Annotated in this window: 12 protein-coding genes; 5 read left to right on the top strand and 7 right to left on the bottom strand. The window is 39.7% G+C overall.

Annotation, left to right across the window (positions count from 1 at the left end):
- Positions 1 to 138: 138 nt before the first annotated feature.
- The 3 genes from antC to antA are packed head-to-tail and all read right to left on the bottom strand — an operon-like array spanning position 139 to position 3,088.
- Positions 139 to 1,173, bottom strand: coding sequence for an anthranilate 1,2-dioxygenase electron transfer component AntC (gene antC, locus NE363_RS09275; RefSeq protein WP_445534886.1), 1,035 nt, complete (start codon positions 1,171 to 1,173; stop codon positions 139 to 141).
- A 5-nt stretch (positions 1,174 to 1,178) separates the two neighbouring features.
- Positions 1,179 to 1,670: an anthranilate 1,2-dioxygenase small subunit gene (gene antB / locus NE363_RS09270; protein WP_078220806.1), complete on the bottom strand. Its 492-nt coding sequence runs from the start codon at positions 1,668 to 1,670 to the stop codon at positions 1,179 to 1,181.
- A 2-nt stretch (positions 1,671 to 1,672) separates the two neighbouring features.
- Positions 1,673 to 3,088: an anthranilate 1,2-dioxygenase large subunit gene (antA, locus tag NE363_RS09265; protein WP_191106421.1), complete on the bottom strand. Its 1,416-nt coding sequence runs from the start codon at positions 3,086 to 3,088 to the stop codon at positions 1,673 to 1,675.
- A 220-nt stretch (positions 3,089 to 3,308) separates the two neighbouring features.
- Between antA and NE363_RS09260 the strand changes: the two genes are divergently transcribed.
- The 4 genes from NE363_RS09260 to modC all read left to right on the top strand — a co-directional run bounded on the left by NE363_RS09260 (position 3,309) and on the right by modC (position 5,940).
- Complete coding sequence (locus NE363_RS09260) at positions 3,309 to 3,659, top strand: winged helix-turn-helix domain-containing protein (protein WP_068565815.1); 351 nt, start codon at positions 3,309 to 3,311, stop codon at positions 3,657 to 3,659.
- A 181-nt stretch (positions 3,660 to 3,840) separates the two neighbouring features.
- Positions 3,841 to 4,626, top strand: coding sequence for a molybdate ABC transporter substrate-binding protein (modA, locus tag NE363_RS09255; protein WP_445534885.1), 786 nt, complete (start codon positions 3,841 to 3,843; stop codon positions 4,624 to 4,626).
- Positions 4,623 to 5,315: a molybdate ABC transporter permease subunit gene (gene modB / locus NE363_RS09250; RefSeq protein ID WP_200001412.1), complete on the top strand. Its 693-nt coding sequence runs from the start codon at positions 4,623 to 4,625 to the stop codon at positions 5,313 to 5,315. The genes modA and modB overlap by 4 nt, the downstream gene beginning before the upstream one ends.
- Positions 5,316 to 5,319: 4 nt before the next feature.
- Positions 5,320 to 5,940 (top strand): molybdenum ABC transporter ATP-binding protein, encoded by a 621-nt coding sequence (gene modC, locus NE363_RS09245; protein WP_445534884.1) that lies wholly within the window; start codon positions 5,320 to 5,322, stop codon positions 5,938 to 5,940.
- Between the two features lie 46 nt (positions 5,941 to 5,986).
- Here modC and NE363_RS09240 read toward each other — a convergent pair whose 3' ends face one another.
- A complete protein-coding gene (locus NE363_RS09240) occupies positions 5,987 to 7,591 on the bottom strand; it encodes a PepSY-associated TM helix domain-containing protein (RefSeq protein WP_445534883.1) in 1,605 nt (534 codons plus the stop codon).
- Positions 7,592 to 7,593: 2 nt separating this feature from the next.
- On the bottom strand, positions 7,594 to 7,884 hold the full coding sequence (locus NE363_RS09235; protein WP_263613711.1) for a hypothetical protein: 291 nt from the start codon (positions 7,882 to 7,884) through the stop codon (positions 7,594 to 7,596).
- Between the two features lie 413 nt (positions 7,885 to 8,297).
- Between NE363_RS09235 and NE363_RS09230 the strand changes: the two genes are divergently transcribed.
- The gene (locus tag NE363_RS09230) at positions 8,298 to 9,035 is read left to right on the top strand and encodes a 4'-phosphopantetheinyl transferase family protein (RefSeq protein WP_445536344.1); all 738 of its coding nucleotides are present in this window, start codon (positions 8,298 to 8,300) and stop codon (positions 9,033 to 9,035) included.
- A gap of 38 nt (positions 9,036 to 9,073) precedes the next feature.
- On the opposite strand, the gene entS is transcribed toward NE363_RS09230, so the two are convergent.
- Both entS and NE363_RS09220 read right to left on the bottom strand, forming a co-directional pair.
- Complete coding sequence (entS, locus tag NE363_RS09225) at positions 9,074 to 10,324, bottom strand: enterobactin transporter EntS (RefSeq protein ID WP_445536343.1); 1,251 nt, start codon at positions 10,322 to 10,324, stop codon at positions 9,074 to 9,076.
- Positions 10,321 to 17,472, bottom strand: coding sequence for an amino acid adenylation domain-containing protein (locus NE363_RS09220; protein WP_445536342.1), 7,152 nt, complete (start codon positions 17,470 to 17,472; stop codon positions 10,321 to 10,323). The genes entS and NE363_RS09220 overlap by 4 nt, the downstream gene beginning before the upstream one ends.
- Positions 17,473 to 17,476 lie beyond the last annotated feature (4 nt).

The raw sequence follows: 17,476 nt of genomic DNA, 5'->3' as shown, positions 1-17,476 counted from the left end.
AATTTATTTTGTCGGAATTCATTATTTTATATTATTGATATATAAAAGCTTTTAATTTAAATGCAAAAATTCAATATACCCCTTATAAGAGTATATTGAATCATTTCAGGTTTAGTAGTTTTTAAGCTATTTATACTTTTAACGTGAGGTATTGCTCTGTAAAAATTTCTCGCTGTAGATACGGTAGTTTTGCAAAGCTTGTTCATCTAACCAATTTTTAACGGCTTCAATCATTGGCGGTGGGCCACATAAATACATATCAAAAGCTTGCTCGGCCAGTTGATCTTTATTTAAGTGCTCATGGATATAACCGGCTTTACCTTGCCAAGTTTCCGTTGCCTTAGTCACAATCGGGTGATAGCTAAAGTTGGGTAGCTGTTCTGCATAGGCCTGTAAACGCTGTTGTTCACACAAGTCGGTTTCACTATTTACGCCGTAGTACAACTGAACTGCAGGCGAGTTAGGCTGATCAACCAAGTTATCAAGCATTCCCAAAAAAGCAGATAAACCAGTTCCACCTGCCACAAAAACCAGTGGTCGCTCTACTTCACGTAAATAGAAACTACCAAGCGGTGCTTCAATAAGTAAGCTTTGTCCAACCTGACAACGATCACGCAGGTAATTACTCATCACACCGTCTGGTAAGAGACGAATGAGAAATTGCAATTGATTGGTCGCATTTGGTCTATTTGCAAATGAATATGAGCGCCAATCTTCAGTATCCGGTATTTGCAAACGAGCATATTGACCCGGTAAAAACTGAAGTTGTGCAGCATGACTACTTGCATCAAGATGCAAAATTGCTGTGGTTTCAGAAACTAGCTCAACAGCGGTCACTTTGGTTTCAATTTTTAAAGTATCACCAGCGTTACAGATAGCAGAATCATGATCGAAATAAAAAGCAGCATCGGATTTCACACGCGTCTGGCAAGCTAACATTTTACGCTCAGCCAAATCACGCTCACTTAATGCATCTTCATCAACATATTCTTGTTCATAAATACCAGTTTCACACTGCCCCTGACAGGTTCCACAAACACCTTCACGGCAGTCTAGCGGTAAGTTAATTCCTTGACGAACTGCTGCATCAAGCAGCAATTCATCGTTATTTACTGAAATGAAAAAGGTTTTGCCATCGGCAAAGTTAAGTGCAACTGAATGTCCCATTTTCATTCCCCTTAAACGTGATAGAAGTCTAAAACGGAATCAATTTTGTCATTAAGCAAAATGCTGTGCTGACGACGAATACGGAAACCATCTGCAGTTTGGCGTAAAAGATAAGTAGCGTGTCCATAAAAACAACCTTCTAATCCTTGACGGTTATACAGCGTTTGCCATGCAACTTTTGCTTCAATTAATCCATCATCAAGTGTTTTAACTCGAATGTTGTTTATGCTGTGCAAAGTACGTGGTAACGGCGTTGCAGAGGCTGCTTTTCCGGTACGAATACGGAATACACGGTCTTCGAGTCCAGTACGGTCTGCATAATAAATATAAGACAAGCCCTGATTTGGATCTTGAACATAGTTATGGTCATCAATCCACTGTGGAATATGATATTCACTATCTTCATCGTAAAGCTCTAGGTAGGCATCCCAGTCATAAGCGTCACAAAGTTCTGCTTTTTTGTACAAAAACTGAGATACAGCAAAATTTAGTTCTTGTGACATGGTTACACCTCATCCATTGCGGCATTGTTTTCAAAAGTAATATCTTGCATTTTCAAGGCTTTCTTGTTTAAGCCATCGAGCATTAGACGTTGCCAGTGTCCATGTTGATTTACATAGAGTCCTTCATGGGTAAATTCACGGCCAGTAATAACTGGTTGAATGCCTAAATCTTGTGAGTTTTTGGTCGCGCCATATTCCCAAGACTGACAACCGCGAGAAATATCGCTCCAACGTTCAAGTCGTGCTTGGAAACCTTTTTGTTGCTCACGGAATTCAACTAAATCGTCTGGTGTACCAAGGCCGGATACGTTAAAGAAATCTTCAAACTGGCGAATACGGTTACGACGCGCTTCAGCAGATTCACCTTTAACACCAATACACTGACTAATGACTTCAGTTTTATTCCAAGCCACTGGACGAACAATACGAAGTTGTGAACTAATTTGGTCCATAAAAAATAGGCTAGGGTACAAGTTCAAGTTTCTTAAACGGTGCATTGCCCATTCAGCATATTTGTCACCATATTTTTCGACCATATATGGCATAACCGTGCTGTAGCCCGGACGAACTGTTGGGTTCGGCATGTCACTAAATAAAACACTATGACCATTTTTAAAACTAAACCAGCCATCGTCAGTTTCTGAATCACCGGCACCTAACTTGCTGTAGTCAAGCGTATCGAGTTCTTCACCTTTTGATGCATTGACTTGCTGACGGTGTTGAACTGTAGAGACATAGTTATAGTGAACAGTGCTGACATGGTAGCCATCTAGGCCATTTTCATTTTGTAGCTTCCAGTTACCTGCAAAGGTATAAGATGACTTGCCTTGAAGTACTTCGAGTTCACCTGTTGGCGACTGGTTAACCATTAAATCAAGGAACAATTTGGCATCGCCCAAAAAGTCTTCTAGAGAATCTGTTGCTTGAGTATCGAGGCTTACAAATACAAATCCACGGTAGCTGGCAATACGGCCTTGTTTTAAGCCTCGGCTTGATTTATCAAAATCTTCACAATATTCACCAGGTGCTTTGACTTTCACCAAGCGACCATCTGACTTATAGCACCATGCGTGGAACGGACATGTAAAGGTTGACTGGTTGCCTTTAGCAACGCGTGTTAAAGTTGCGCCACGATGCTCGCAAGCATTGACCATCGCATGTAATTCGCCTTTACCATCACGGCTCACAATAATCGGTTGGCGACCAATTTGAACTGTTAGGAAATCATGATTGTTTGGAATCTCACTTTCGTGACATGCATAAATCCAAACCTTTTCAAAAATAAGTTCCATTTCCAAGTCAAATAGTTCAGGCTCAGTAAACATATTGCGTGCAATACGAAACACGCCATCGTTAGGACGGAAGTCGATACATCCATCTACAAAATCATTCCATTGTTTTAAATTAGATGAGGTCATTTGCTCAATCCTATTCATTCAGCTTTTAACTGATTGAACCGCGATTAGGCTTTGGCCTCTATCCGTTTTTTCCAGATCTTTATCCACTTTGTGCAGTTTTGATTTTTTTAATTGAACTCTTTTTAGGAAAGAGTAGAGATTTAAATTTGTATATGTCTTAGCTTGTTAAATTTCCCTATAATGTTAACGAGCATAAAATAAACTTTTGTGAACTAAGTCTATGAAAGAACAAAACTTAAAATTACAGATTAGAATTCTTTTAGAGCAGAACATTGCGTTTGGTCCGGGTAAGGCAGACTTACTTGAAGCAATTGAGAAAACTGGTTCGATCTCACAAGCCGCAAAATCTATGAATATGAGCTACCGCCGTGCGTGGCAGTTGGTAGACACCATGAATCAATGCTTCGAAACAGCTTTGGTGGAAACTCAAACAGGCGGAACACATGGTGGTGGGGCAGCCGTTACAGCTTTGGGACAGAAAGTCTTACAACACTATCGTCAAATGGAAATCAATGCTCGACAAGCCTTAGAACATGATTATCAAATTATGAGTAGCTATTTAAAGAAATAAGATGAGAAATACTTTATAAATCAAAAAATTTAAGTGCGAATCAGTTTTACTTACCTATAATTTTTAACTGCTTAGAAAAAAATATCCATCTTTATAAATAATTTCTACTTTTCATTGTATATGCTTATCGCTATATTCTTGAGTATATATCGCTGCAAAAAACGACAAAAAGGTAAATATAATGGTAAGTGATACGAAGATAAAAAAGTTGGCTTTAGCGTATTCGGTGCTCAGCATAGGATTGGTCTTTAATGTTCCAGCTAAAGCTGAATCGGTTACCGTTTATGCAGCAGCGAGCTTAACCAATGCGATTAACGATTTAGAAAAAATTTATGAAAAACAAAATAAAGTAGAAGTTAAAACTTCATATGCAGGCTCATCGACCTTAGCGAAACAAATTGAAGCTGGGGCACCAGTGGATGTATTTATTTCAGCAGATACCCAGTGGATGGATTATCTGCAAAATAAAAAATTAGTTGCAGCAAATGACCGTATAAATTTACTAGGTAACCGTCTGGTTCTAATTACCCCTAAAGGGAAGTCACTAAATATAAAACTAGATAAAACGATCGATCCAAATAAAGTATTTACAGGCAAGATTTGTACAGGGGATACAAAAAGTGTGCCTGTAGGCAAATATGCCAAACAAGCTTTTACTAACCTAGGTTGGTGGAGCCGTATTGAGCCAAAGTTAGTTGAAACAGAAGATGTTCGAGCTGCATTAAATTTTGTTGCGCGTGGTGAATGTCAGGTTGGGATTGTCTATGCAACTGATGCAGCGATTAGCAAAGATGTGAGTGTAGCTGGCGTATTTCCAGAAAATACCCATTCGCCAATTACTTACCCTGTAGGGATAGTTAAAAAGAATCCGAGCTCAACAAAGTTCTATCAATTTTTACAAAGCAACCAAGCCAAAGCTGTTTTTAAAAAATATGGCTTTAGCGTATTGGCTTCAGTCAAACCATGATGTTTTCTTTAACCCCAGAAGAGCTCAGCGTGCTACAACTTTCTTGTAAGGTTGCAGCAAGTTGTCTTGTGGTCAGTATTATTCCTGCAATTTGTGTGGGATGGTTTTTGGCACGTAAAGAGTTCTGGGGTAAGTCATTTATTGAAACATTGGTGTTTTTACCTTTGGTGTTACCGCCAGTGGTTCCTGGTTATTTGCTTTTACAAGTTTTTGGGAGCCGAGGCATTATTGGGCAATATTTGGCACCGCTCGGAATTCATTTTGCATTTAACTGGAAAGGTGCCGTTCTTGCTTCAGCAGTAATGGGTTTTCCGCTATTGGTACAATCTATTCGATTAGCGATTGAACTGGTCGATCAACGTTTAGAAATGGCAGCAAAGACATTAGGTGCCTCATCTTTAGGGGCATTTTTTCATGTCACGATGCCGCTTGCCAGCAGTGGTATTCTAATTGGTGCTATTTTATGTTTTTGCCGCAGTTTAGGTGAGTTTGGTGCGACCATTACCTTTGTGGGTAATATTTCAAATGAAACACGTACTTTGCCTTTGGCCATGTATAGCCTAATGCAACAACCCGATACCGAGGCCGCTATTCAAAGGCTAATTATTTTATCGTTAAGCGTGGCTTTTTTAGCCCTATGGTTTGCACAGTGGTTTCATCGTTATCAAAAAAAGCGCTTAGGACGGTGAGATTATGTTGATTGAATGCCGTTTTCAGCTACAGATGGGTCAATTTCATATTGAAGCTAGTTTCCAGTCAGATGCTACTGTTATTGGGCTATTTGGTGCCTCTGGGTCAGGTAAAACATCGATTTTACATGCCATTGCAGGGCTGAACACACCGCGTAGTGGATTCATTAAGATACAGGACCAAACATGGTTTGATTCAAATCAAAACATTAATTTGAGCACCCAAAAGCGGCATGTTGGATTAGTTTTTCAAGATGCTCAGCTTTTTCCCCATAAAACGGTAAAGCAAAACTTATTATTTGGTCTTAAGCACCTTTCCCAACAAGAACGTCACTTTGAAGCAGATTATATTATTGAGTTATTAAAATTAGAGCACTTATTACAACGTATGCCCATCAAACTCTCTGGTGGGGAAAAGCAGCGCGTGGCACTGGGTCGAGCATTATTATATTCACCTAAGTTGTTACTACTTGATGAACCTTTATCGGCACTAGATGCGAATCATAAAGCTGAAATTATTCCTTTTTTTCAGAAAGTAAAACAGGAAATAAAAATTCCAATGATTTATGTGAGTCATGATATTCAAGAAATTAAACAACTGACCGAAACAATGTGGGTTTTATAATTTCTCATATTTCACACATTGTTTCAGCTATGTTGATTTATGGTTGTTAGCTAGCCCATAAACTGCCCGTTGGAGCAGATTTTCGACGATCTTGAGCTTGTTGATAAAAACGCCAGAAAGCAAAAGCAAAAATGATAGCTAAGAAATCAACCACTAAGATTTCTCCACCATGTACCCATAAGCCACTTTGAGGAATGACGTAAGCTAAAAGAGATGTAAGTGGAATCGCAAATAACACTAAAACCACGGTTAACAGCAGTTGCGGTAAAGCTTTTGCATAGCCAATCACAAAGGTGTAAATCATAGTCAGTAGGAAAATCGCATAATAACCATACATAAAGAGGTGATTCATGCTTTCAATGTTAAGCGCTGCGAAAAGCCAACGACTGGCCAACATTGTACCTACGACAGCTAAAACACAACCTAAACATGCACCTATCGTTAAGTTCGCAAGGAACACTACATCTTTACGTTGAACAGGAACAGGATCTTCAGCACGCTTTTGCTTACGTGCGCGGGTTTCAACCCAAAGGATGTTTCCCGTATAAAACAAGAAAGCGCCACCGACACCTAACACAAAATAAATCCAACGTACGCCCGTACCACCAAAACTTCCAAAATGTAGGCTAAACATGGCATTGATTAACTTATTCCCAGCATCAGTCTGTGTGTTAATGCCTTTATGATTAAAGTGCTCAACTGCATATGGGTTCATACGCATAAAGTCATGATTTGCACCGCGCAACATCTGATCTGCGCTATAGAGGGCAATACGTGCATTGGCTTTTTCAGGTTTGTCTAGGCCACTGAACTCGATATAGTCAACTGAATATTCAGGTGCAACTTTTTTTGTTTGAGCTAGTATTTGCTGTACATCAACCTGTGTTTGTTTAGGTTGAATAAGCGCAGGGGGAGAACGCTGAAAAACAGGCTGTCCTTTGAGTGCAAGCTGACCAATCGCATCGTAAAAAAAGTCATGAAAAGCAAAGACAATAACGCTAATGCTTATAATGATGTGAAAAGGTAAGCTGGTAATTCCAATCACGTTATGCGCATCTAACCAAAAACGCTTTTTATTTTTACCAGGGCGAATAACAAAGTAATCCTTTACCAAAGTTGGTAAAAGAATAATCACCCCTGAGAGTAAAGCAAGAAAATATAAAATAGAAACCACGCCCATCACATAGAGACCTAAACCGTGATGGCCTGCCATGCCCGGTATGCCTGCTGTTTCATGCAACTGTTCGATTAGCCAGCCTGCTTTAGATAAGTTTTCTTGAGCAACGATTAACTGACCTTTATCATCTAAGCTTGCCATCCACGTAGTCTGAGCCGCATTAAAGCCATCTCCACGTTCATGTTCACTCCAAGTAATGGGTGCATAGTGAAATTCATTGGACGCTAAGTTTAGTGTGAAGTTCTTTTGTGCAGCAGGATAGGCAGCCTGAACTTTTTGAATAAGTTCATTATATTGATCGGGTGAGACTTTCGGTAGAACTTGCTGTGTTGGCGTAGCCCACTTACTAATATGGTGCTGAAACATGCTGAGCCCACCAGCAAAGAAACAGATAAAAAGCAAAATCCCTGCACATACACCCACCCAAGTATGCATGCTTTTTGCTAATTTCATGATGTCTGAACGTACTTTCATGTTTAACCCCGTAAGACAAAAATACAGCTATACGCTAGGGCATTCGCAATCGATAAATAGATCAGCGCTTTTCGTCCAGTCGTAAAAAAATAACTGCCAAACATAATAGGCATCCAAAACCAAGGAACACTCCACATTCCCACTTGCACTAATAAATCCATGGCAACATAAGGTTGGCCTAATAAAACAATCAAATTACCAATCGCAATAGAAAGACTTAGACCAAAAACCCCACCTGCAAAAGTTTTACTCCACCAGTCTGGCTGAATCGGAGACTGAATTTTAGCTTTCATGAAATCAGTTTCCGTTTAAAAAGCGCCATAAAAGGAAGAAACGACCACGCAAAAATGATGAGCATGAACCAACAAAAAGCGGCAACCACTTTTGGTAAGCTTGCAAAGAGCGCAATAAATCCAATGCCTAATAGCACTAGACCCAAATACTTAAAGAAAGTAGGAAGATGTTGAGACAACAGATTTTGGTTGCTATGACTACAATAAATACTGACCGCTCCCAACAGGGTCAAAAAAAGTCCTATAAGTTTCATAATCGATGTTTATAAGTAAATTAAAGTCAAAATTTACCCAATAGTATAAGTAAATAATAATTATTATCAAATGATAAATATAATTATTTATAGATTTGCAGTAAGTAAGTTAAGATAGAAGATAACTCATTAAAAATATTTATTTTGAAGTCGAATACAGTGAGTCATTATCTATACATTCCTGAACAACTCAGTACATCAATTTATGAAATTTCGAATCCTATTTTTTTTACATCAGAGCTATTTTGTTATGGGCTAGATTTATCGCAAACAACGCATTTGCATATAGACCAACAATTAGAGCATCCTCTAAAAATTGCTCAAGCGCGTGTCAAACGTAAAAATGAGTACTTATGTGGCAGAGTATTAGCTCAGGCAGTTTTAAATCATCATTTCGGTCTAGATCAGCCAATAACTTCTATGCACGAACATTTACCCATTTGGCCATCCCATGTTTTGGGGAGTATTAGTCATTCACAAAATAAGTTAATTGTTGCGCTATCTAGCAATGCGGTTTATTTGGGAATTGATATTGAGCACTGGGTGACCTCAGAATTTGCTCAAGAGAGTGCACATCTAATCTTAACGCCATGTGAGCTTGAATTATGGAAAAATAAAGCCTGTGAGTGTTTTGGTTTTGATTTTGCCCATTATGTGAGCTTAATTTTTTCTATAAAAGAAAGCCTATATAAAGCGGTTTATCCCACTGCAAAGCAATATATCGATTTCTTAGAAGCATCTATAGTTGATATTAATTTTGAAAATCAAACATTAACGCTAACTTTTTTGCCAGAAATTCAACAACGCTATCAACTTTTAGAACAATATCAAGGTGGCTGGGTCGTAGAGCAAGACCATATTATGACTTGGGTTTTTAAAGCGAATACATCTGCTTAAAAAAGAAGGCAACGAATTGCCTTCTTTTTATTTAGGGTTTAATTTTCTTGTAATTTAGGATCTTGGAACCCTGTTTCACGCATATCTTGAGAGTTGAATAAGAACATAAATCCTACTGCAAAGCTTAGTATGCCAAAGAAGAGGATACTTCCTGATATTGGTAAAAACCGAGTTAAGAGACCCAAAGTTGTAGTGGCAATCGAGTCGCCTAACGCATCTTGTGCGAGCCAGATTGAATTAATACGTCCTAAATATTCATCAGGCGTATGTCCTTGCACAATGCTGTATTGAAGCAAGTTGGCAATCGACATCAAATATCCAAACACACATAAAATGGGTAAAGTTACGATGAACCAAGGTGAAAGCCCAATCATAATCATGCAGCTAAAAACACCTAAGCACGTATAGAGCATAACTAAGCCGGGTTTGAGTAACCTTGTTGTCCAACCACTGAGCAAAGCACCTAAAGTCGAGCCTAACGGAACAGCTGAATACATAAGTCCGAGTTCAAATGCGCCGCCGTGAAAAATTTCATCTGCCATTTGCGGAAAAATAATACGAATAGCACTGCTAAAACTGAGCAATGTTCCAATTAAAATGGTACTACCGACCACTTTATTTTTAAAAACAAATTTAAACCCTTGAGCTAATTGGCGAAGAGGACTTTCGCCATTTGATGCATGTTGTGGTTTAAGCGCAGGTAGCCCCATCAATAAAAATACGGTAAGTAAAGTACCCACCGTTGAGACCCAATACACGGTCGCAACACTGCTAGCAGCAATTAAAATACCGCCGATTGCTGGTGAAATAACGGTTGCAAGACGTACGGATACCATACTGATCGCACGGGCTTGTACAATATTTTCGCGTCCTACAATCACAGGCATAATCGCCATCATTGCGGTTACACCGAGTGCACCAAAGAAACCATCCCATGCCGATAAAAAATAAATCGCATAGAGCGAAGGGTGCTCAAACATGGCGTTGATGGCAAGGCCTGCAAAGCCTAACCCACACACACCACGTGCCAATAAAATTAGCCATTTTCGATCTTTGCGATCTGACAGCAAACCGCCAAGTAACAAACCAATAAACATAGCAATGCCTTCAAAAGCCATTGCGACAGCAACGTTAAGCGAGTTCCCCGTAATGTCATAGACTTGTTTTGGAATAGCTACGACCAGCATGCCAATCGTTAACAATGACAATGTGCGAGCAATAAATACATGTCGGAAATGAGCATTACGTTTTAAAAGACTAAAATCGGTCAATATAGATTTGAAGCTCATGGCGTGTGCTCCTCTAAACCGCGTGCCTGACAGATCATGCGGTTTAAAATCGGGCCAAGTGTTTCAAGCTGCTGCGGTGACAATATATCGGTATGGTCTGCTTCGCTTAGTCGAACAATATTGAGTTTTTTAACTAAAGGTGACCATTGTTGTTCTGGTTGGATATACGGAAGCAAGTCTTTTTCAGCGACAACTAAGTGTAATTCACCATCAAAGTTCGGCATCTTATAAGGTTTTAATAAACGGACGGCATCGCGATAGTTCGCAAAAATATCCTCTTGTAAACGACGGGTTTCTTCACTTAATGCCGTATCTGCATCGGCTAAAATATCATTGAAGAATTGAAGCTGTTCTTGTTCGGCTTCTGCATTCATTTCCTCTACCGACAAATCTAACCATTGATGAATTTCAGCAGGGTAAGTGTCTAATAAGCCGAGATAATCAACTTTTTCACCTTGTTCAGTGAGCTTCGCCGCAACTGCATAGGCCACAGTGCCGCCAAGTGAATAACCTAGTAATGTATAAGGGCCTGTTGGTTGTTGCTTGCGAATAATCTCAAGTTGTTTTTCAACCAGCTCATCCATATCTGTACTATTTGCCAATAGGCCATCTGGTCGAGGAGACTGCAAACCGATAATTGGTAAATCAGGATGTACATAACGATTCAGAACCGTATATTGCCATGCTGAACCAGAACCTGGGTAGAAACAGAACAATGGATGCCCTGAGCCGGAACGGATTGGTAAAATAGGTTGCATGCCAGTTTGTTCAACTTCTGCCAAACGTTCTTGTGTAAGAAGTAAAGCCGATAAACGTTGAATCGTGACATGACTCATTAACTGGCCAATTGGAATGGTCCGCTTAAATACTTTTCGGATCTCAATTGCAAGCCTCATCACCAAAATGGAATGCCCACCAATCGCAAAGAAATCTTCGTTCACACCAATATTTTGATCTGTATTTAAAACTTGCTGGAAAATACGTGTCAGTTCATGTTCAAAAGCAGTGGTGGCGTACTGTTTTTCTGTATTTGAAGGATTAATTTTTGGTTGCGGCAGTGCTTTACGATCTAGCTTCCCATTATGGCTTAATGGGAATTGTTCGACCAACATATAGTGTGTTGGCACCATATATGCAGGAAGCTGTTTCGCCAATTGTTTCTTTAGCTGCTCAATGTCCACAGGTGCTGTTGTTTGTAAGTAAGCAACTAACTGAACATCAGCTTTATTTTGTTCAGAAGAAATAGGGTGTACAACCACATCAAGACCGCTGAGTAAGCGTAATTGTTGTTCAATTTCGCCCAGCTCAATACGTTGCCCACGTATTTTTAACTGGTCGTCAGCACGGCCCACATATTGAATGCTGCCGTCTGCATGCCAACGGGCAATATCACCAGTACGGTACATGCGTTGACCTGCTGCGAATGGATTTGCCACAAAACGTGTTGCTGTTAAGTCCGCTCGATGCAAATAACCCATGGCCAGTTGATGGCCTGCTAAATAAAGCTCACCATCTACTCCAACAGGAACGGGGCGTAAGTATTGATCCAAGATATAAAGCTGGGTATTCCAGACTGGATAGCCAATTGCAACGCTACTTTCTTCTGGGTGTAATCCCAGTGTTGCATCCATATAACTCACATCTACTGCAGCTTCCGTTGGGCCATATAAATTATGTAGCTCACAGCTAAAGTGCTCGGTAAATGATTTTGCTAAAGCCGTTGGTAAGGCCTCACCACTACAGAACACTCGGCGGATTGGCAAACTTTGGCGCTGAGCAGATGACAAAATTTCGGTAGCAGCATTTTCAAAAACAACCAACATTGAAGGTACAAAATGTAATGTTGTTACCTGATATTTTTGAATGAGGGTTAACAATGCCAATGGATCACGGTGTGCATCCACAGGTGCCATAACCAATCGTGCACCCACTAAATATGACCAGAAAAACTCCCATACTGAAACATCAAAAGTGCATGGCGTTTTTTGTAAAATTGTATCGGCTGCTGATAGTGGATACTCTGATTGCATCCATAAAATACGGTTCACAATGGCTTGGTGAGAAACCATAACACCTTTTGGTTGGCCTGTTGTACCAGATGTATAGATTAAATATGCCGGATGCTGTGGCGTAATGACTGTTGTTTTATAGCTGCTTAAATCAACCTTTGTTTCATCAAACAATTCATTAAAAGCAAAGGTAGCTATTGATTGAGGGGCAATAGCAGCTAGATCTTTTTGTTCACCAATCACAAGTTTAGATTTGGCATCCTGCAACATAAATTTGATACGTTCGGACGGATGTTGTAAATCAATAGGTAAATAAGCTGCACCTGCTTCAATCACCGCTAAAATGGCAATACTCAGTTTGACTGATCTTGGTAGGGCAACAGCAACAATATCTCCCGCCTGTACGCCCGCGTTTTGCAATTGCTGTGCTAACGCACAAACTTGCAAACGTACTTCAGTGAAACTGAGCTGATGATTTTCATCAGATAACGCCGTTTGTTCAGGCGTAATTCGAGCTTGTTCTCTGAGTAATTGCTGTAACGTGCTCTGGCGAACATAGTATTGGGTTTGATTAGTTTTCTGGATTAAATCGCGTTCTTCGGCCAGTTGTAAGCGATAGTGAGCTAGAGAAGTCTCTGGTTCATTTAATGCAATTTCAATCAATTGAACCATTCGCTCTAAGAAATGTTCAGGCTGATCAATTACACCACGCTGTTCGAGTAATAGCTCAATTTGATGATCAGGAATAACCAACAAAGCAAGCGGATAATGGCTATAACCACGATTTGTGAGTTTTGAAATCGCAGCATCACCAAGTTTTTGCTGTAAATACTGATTATCAGGATAGTTTTCTACGACTAACAAACTATCGAAAAGATTGCCTTGAGCCATCAATTGCTGAATTGCACCCAGTCCCAAACCATCGTGTTCTAAATGTTCAACATGCAATTGCTGTAACTGAGGTAATTGTTCCCAAAGTGTTTGCTGCATGTTGAGCTTTACACGTACCGGAATCGTATTTAAAAACAATCCAATCTGCTGCTCTAAACCATTGATAGGTGCCGAACGCCCAGAAACAGGTGTACCAAACACAATATCTTCACGATGAGCATAAATATTTAAAGTCATTGCCCAAATCATTTGCATGAAGACATTCAGTGTGATGCCTTGCTGGCGTAATTTGTGTTGAAGTTTCGCACCCAACTCGGCACTTAAACGATATGAAGTTTCTTGCACAGCTTGCTGTGGTTGATTAAATAAAATAAGTGGTTGTAAATCAGCTAAATCACGTTGCCATATAGCTTTTGACGTTTCATGATCACGCCCAGATAAAGCTTTAATCACCGTTTCATAACTATGTTCAAGCACTGGCAGTGGTTGGTTAGTTTGCTGATAGGCTTTAATAAAGTCTTGTAAAAATAGTGGAGTTGACCAGCCATCTGTTAAAAGATGATGCACCATAATCAATAGTTCTGACTGTTCTGGAGCATGTTGAATTAAGGTTGCCCGAATTAAGCCATAGGGTTGGTCAAGGTGAATCGGTTGCTGCAATGCTTCTTGAATGGTTTGCTCAAGCAGATCGGGAGTGACTGAGCAAAACTGAACTGGCCAAGCTTGAGTAGGATGTAATGAATAGATAAAAACAGGTTCTTCAGCTAATTCACTATCAAAATGTCCACCTAATTGAGGGTGACGTTTTAATACGGTAATCAACGCTTGCTGTAAACGTACCGGATCAATATCTCCATTTAAACTAAGACGAGTAAAGGCATTATAATTCGATTGTTTTTCTACTTGAGATAAGAACAGCATGCCTTTTTGCAAAGGAAGCAAAGGTAAAATGGTGCTATTTTTTCCATATTTTTCTTGAACTTTTTGTTCTAGCTCTGCTGAAAATAATGGTTTTGAAATAGCCGCTTGTTGTTCATCTAAACGGGTGAGTTGTGGTGCCATAGCGGCGACTGTTTTAAATTGGAATACATCACTTGGTCTTAAGCCATAACCATGTTGGCGCAATTGAGTACAAAGCATAATGGCCGAAATACTATCGCCACCTGTCATAAAGAAGTCGTCATCAATTCCAATTGCGTCAAGCTTAAGAACAGACGCAGTAATTTGACATAAAAGTTGTTGTTCAGACGTTTCGGCCATTCGGCTATGGGTACGAATTTGAGGTTTTGGCAGTGCTTTTTTATCAACTTTGCCACTTACATTTCGTGGAAATTCGGACATAACCGTCAGGGCAGAAGGCACCATATATTCTGGTAAGTTTTGACGTAACTGACTTAAATACTGCTGACTTAATTGCTCACTGGTTTTTTCATCAAGCTCAATGTCTTTGATCACACAATAACCGAGTAAACGATGACTGTTATTAATCGGTTCTGCAATCACGACTGCACTTTCAACATTGGCTAAAATTGAAAGCGCATTTTCAACTTCACCAATCTCAACTCGATAACCACGAATTTTAATCTGGTCATCACAGCGCCCCATAAATTCAAGTTTACCCGCGCTATTCCAGCGGACTAAATCACCCGTACGGTACATGCGCTGTCCATGTTCAAATGGATTTGCTACAAAGCGGGCAGCACTTAAGTCAGCGCGACCTAAATAACCATTGGCAATCCCAAAACCAGAAATATAAAGCTCACCAATGACACCAGTTGAGCATCGTTGCAAGTAGCGATCTAGTACATAGGCCTGTGTATTACCAATAGGGTTGCCAATGACAGGGCGAGCTGTCTGTTTTAATTCTGCTCGGAAAGTATCAACCGTATATTCTGTTGGACCATATAAGTTATGAGCAAAAAGCGCTGGCTGAGCATTCAGCTGTTGCCATAAAGCTAAAGGTGCAGCTTCACCACCAATCAAAATAAGACTTGGGTGGTGCTGATTTTCAGCAAATAAACCATTCGTCATCATTTGCGCACAAAAAGATGGCGGTAAATCAAGTGTATCGATTTGTCGTTGCTGAATTTCTTGCACTAAACCAAATGCATCACGACGCATGTTTTCATCAAAAATATGTAGCTCTTGGCCCCATAACATCCAGAAAACTTGCAACCAAGATGAGTCAAACGAGAAAGAGTGTGTATGCGCTGCACGTAACGGACGGTCAGGGAAACGCTGATTTACAGCTTCTAATACTGGCCAGTAAATGGTTGGTTTATGTGACAAAATGAGGTTGAGTAAAGAACCATGTGTGTTCATTACCCCTTTAGGACGACCAGTACTACCTGAGGTAAAAATCACATAAGCAATGTCTTGGAAATCAAATTTACGATTTTCGGCAGGAATATCACTCGCATCTTGCTTTCGAATTTGTGTTTGAACATCTTCATGATCAAGATATAACTGCTGAATGCTTTGTGGTAGTTGCCGTGCGAGTGCTTGTGTGGTTAATACAAATAATGGGTTGGCATCTTCACACATCATTTGCATACGATCGATTGGGTAATCTAAATCGAGAGGCAAGAAACTCGCACCAGAGTTTAGTACAGATAACATCACCACAACTGAATCAATCGAACGAGGAATAGCTCCAGCAATGACCGTTTGCTTTTTGGCTCCATTTTCTTGTAAAAAACGAGTGAGTTGATTCACTTTTACTGCAAGCTCAGCAAAACTCAGATGCACAAGGTTTGGACGTTCGCCACTCACGATTGCCGTACGTTCGGGATACTTTTTAACTTGTTCATAAAAAATATCTAGAACATTATTATATTGTTCAGGGTGATTAACACGTGGACCAATACCACTTTGGGTCAGGGCAGCAAGTTCCTGCTGTGGGGTAATATTAAAACTATTCCATTGTTGTTCTGGTTGAATCAGCGCTTGTTCAAGCAATAGAGTTAAACGTTGCCCATGCATAAAGAGCTCATCTTGTGTATAGCGCTCTGCATCTGCACGCAGTTCTATAATGAGTTCTTGATCTTGAACAATAAAAGAAAACTCAAAATCATCAATTGGACCTGTAGAAATGTGGTGTGTTTTGACCTTTTCACCATCTAACACCAAATCTTGGTCAAAAGCTTTATAGTTTAAAATAGGGCCATACATTCGTTCATAAATGTCGATACTATTTAAATCTCTTAAAATTTGTTCAGCATCATATTTTTGATGTGGACGTATCTGTTGCAGTTGTGCCTGCACATGCAGCGCTAAACTCGCCCAACTATCTTTTTCACTCACACTGAACTTTACCGGTAAGACATTTACTGCGGGTAAAGTCGAGCGAATTGCTTTTGAACCTAAACGGCGCATAAATGGAATACCGACAACCAATTCTGCTTTTTCGGTCATTTTGTAAATATATTGTAATGACAATGACATCATCATGTCATTCAAACCGACTTTGAGATTTGAAGCAATCTGTTGTATCAGGGCTAAAATTCCTGAAGAAAATCGAAGGTGATGCTTAACAAATTGTGCTGTCGTTTTTGCTGCCAAGTGATGAGTACTTAAAGTGACAGGAGTTGGTAAATCTTGACAGTAGTCTTTCCAGAAGTTCTGATCTTGCTTAAATTGATGGCTATTTTCATAAGCCTGACGTTCTTGAATAACATGTCGAACTTCAATAAAAGGCGAAGGACTAAGATCTTTTCCTGATTGTAATTGCTGGTATAAATCAACAATACGTTTAGTCAGGTTAATCATGCTAAAACCATCAAGCATGATGTGGTGATAACGCTGATACCAATACACTTTGTCATGCGTCGTAAATAACACCTGACGGTATAAGTGATTATCGATTTCTTTAAGTGATTTTGCGCATAACCGATCGGTTGGCATCCAATCCCATAAACGTTGCTGAGCTTTTTTAGGTGTTAAATGACAAAAATCAAACTCCTCTATTTGTATTTGAACTTGATTGTTAAGCTCAATAAACGGTTGAGACGGGTCAGATGAATATGAAGCAATGACCGTATCGGCTTCATTTAAACCAATTTGAATGGCTTGTTTAAATAATGAAAGATCAACCGATTTAGGAAGTTCAAGACAGTGAGCAATGGTATATAGATCATTAATAGAACTTAAATGATCGGCTAGAAATATCCCCAATTGTGTAGAAGTAAGCTCAAAGCGTATTGGCCCAGAAAGCTCTTGGGTAAATTCATTATGTAATGCTTGATTCATGACT

It is taken from the genome of Acinetobacter sp. G18 (assembly GCF_052660225.1).
The sequence above is the reverse complement of the archived record's forward strand: the minus strand, read 5'-3'. Positions and strand labels throughout refer to the sequence as shown.

Excerpts from the sequence above, each read along its gene's own strand:
- antC (WP_445534886.1), bottom strand. The coding sequence starts at position 1,173 with ATGAAAATGGGACATTCAGTTGCACTTAACTTTGCCGATGGCAAAACC.
- antB (WP_078220806.1), bottom strand. The coding sequence starts at position 1,670 with ATGTCACAAGAACTAAATTTTGCTGTATCTCAGTTTTTGTACAAAAAA.
- antA (WP_191106421.1), bottom strand. The coding sequence starts at position 3,088 with ATGACCTCATCTAATTTAAAACAATGGAATGATTTTGTAGATGGATGT.
- NE363_RS09260 (WP_068565815.1), top strand. The coding sequence starts at position 3,309 with ATGAAAGAACAAAACTTAAAATTACAGATTAGAATTCTTTTAGAGCAG.
- modA (WP_445534885.1), top strand. The coding sequence starts at position 3,841 with ATGGTAAGTGATACGAAGATAAAAAAGTTGGCTTTAGCGTATTCGGTG.
- modB (WP_200001412.1), top strand. The coding sequence starts at position 4,623 with ATGATGTTTTCTTTAACCCCAGAAGAGCTCAGCGTGCTACAACTTTCT.
- modC (WP_445534884.1), top strand. The coding sequence starts at position 5,320 with ATGTTGATTGAATGCCGTTTTCAGCTACAGATGGGTCAATTTCATATT.
- NE363_RS09240 (WP_445534883.1), bottom strand. The coding sequence starts at position 7,591 with ATGAAAGTACGTTCAGACATCATGAAATTAGCAAAAAGCATGCATACT.
- NE363_RS09235 (WP_263613711.1), bottom strand. The coding sequence starts at position 7,884 with ATGAAAGCTAAAATTCAGTCTCCGATTCAGCCAGACTGGTGGAGTAAA.
- entS (WP_445536343.1), bottom strand. The coding sequence starts at position 10,324 with ATGAGCTTCAAATCTATATTGACCGATTTTAGTCTTTTAAAACGTAAT.
- NE363_RS09220 (WP_445536342.1), bottom strand. The coding sequence starts at position 17,472 with ATGAATCAAGCATTACATAATGAATTTACCCAAGAGCTTTCTGGGCCA.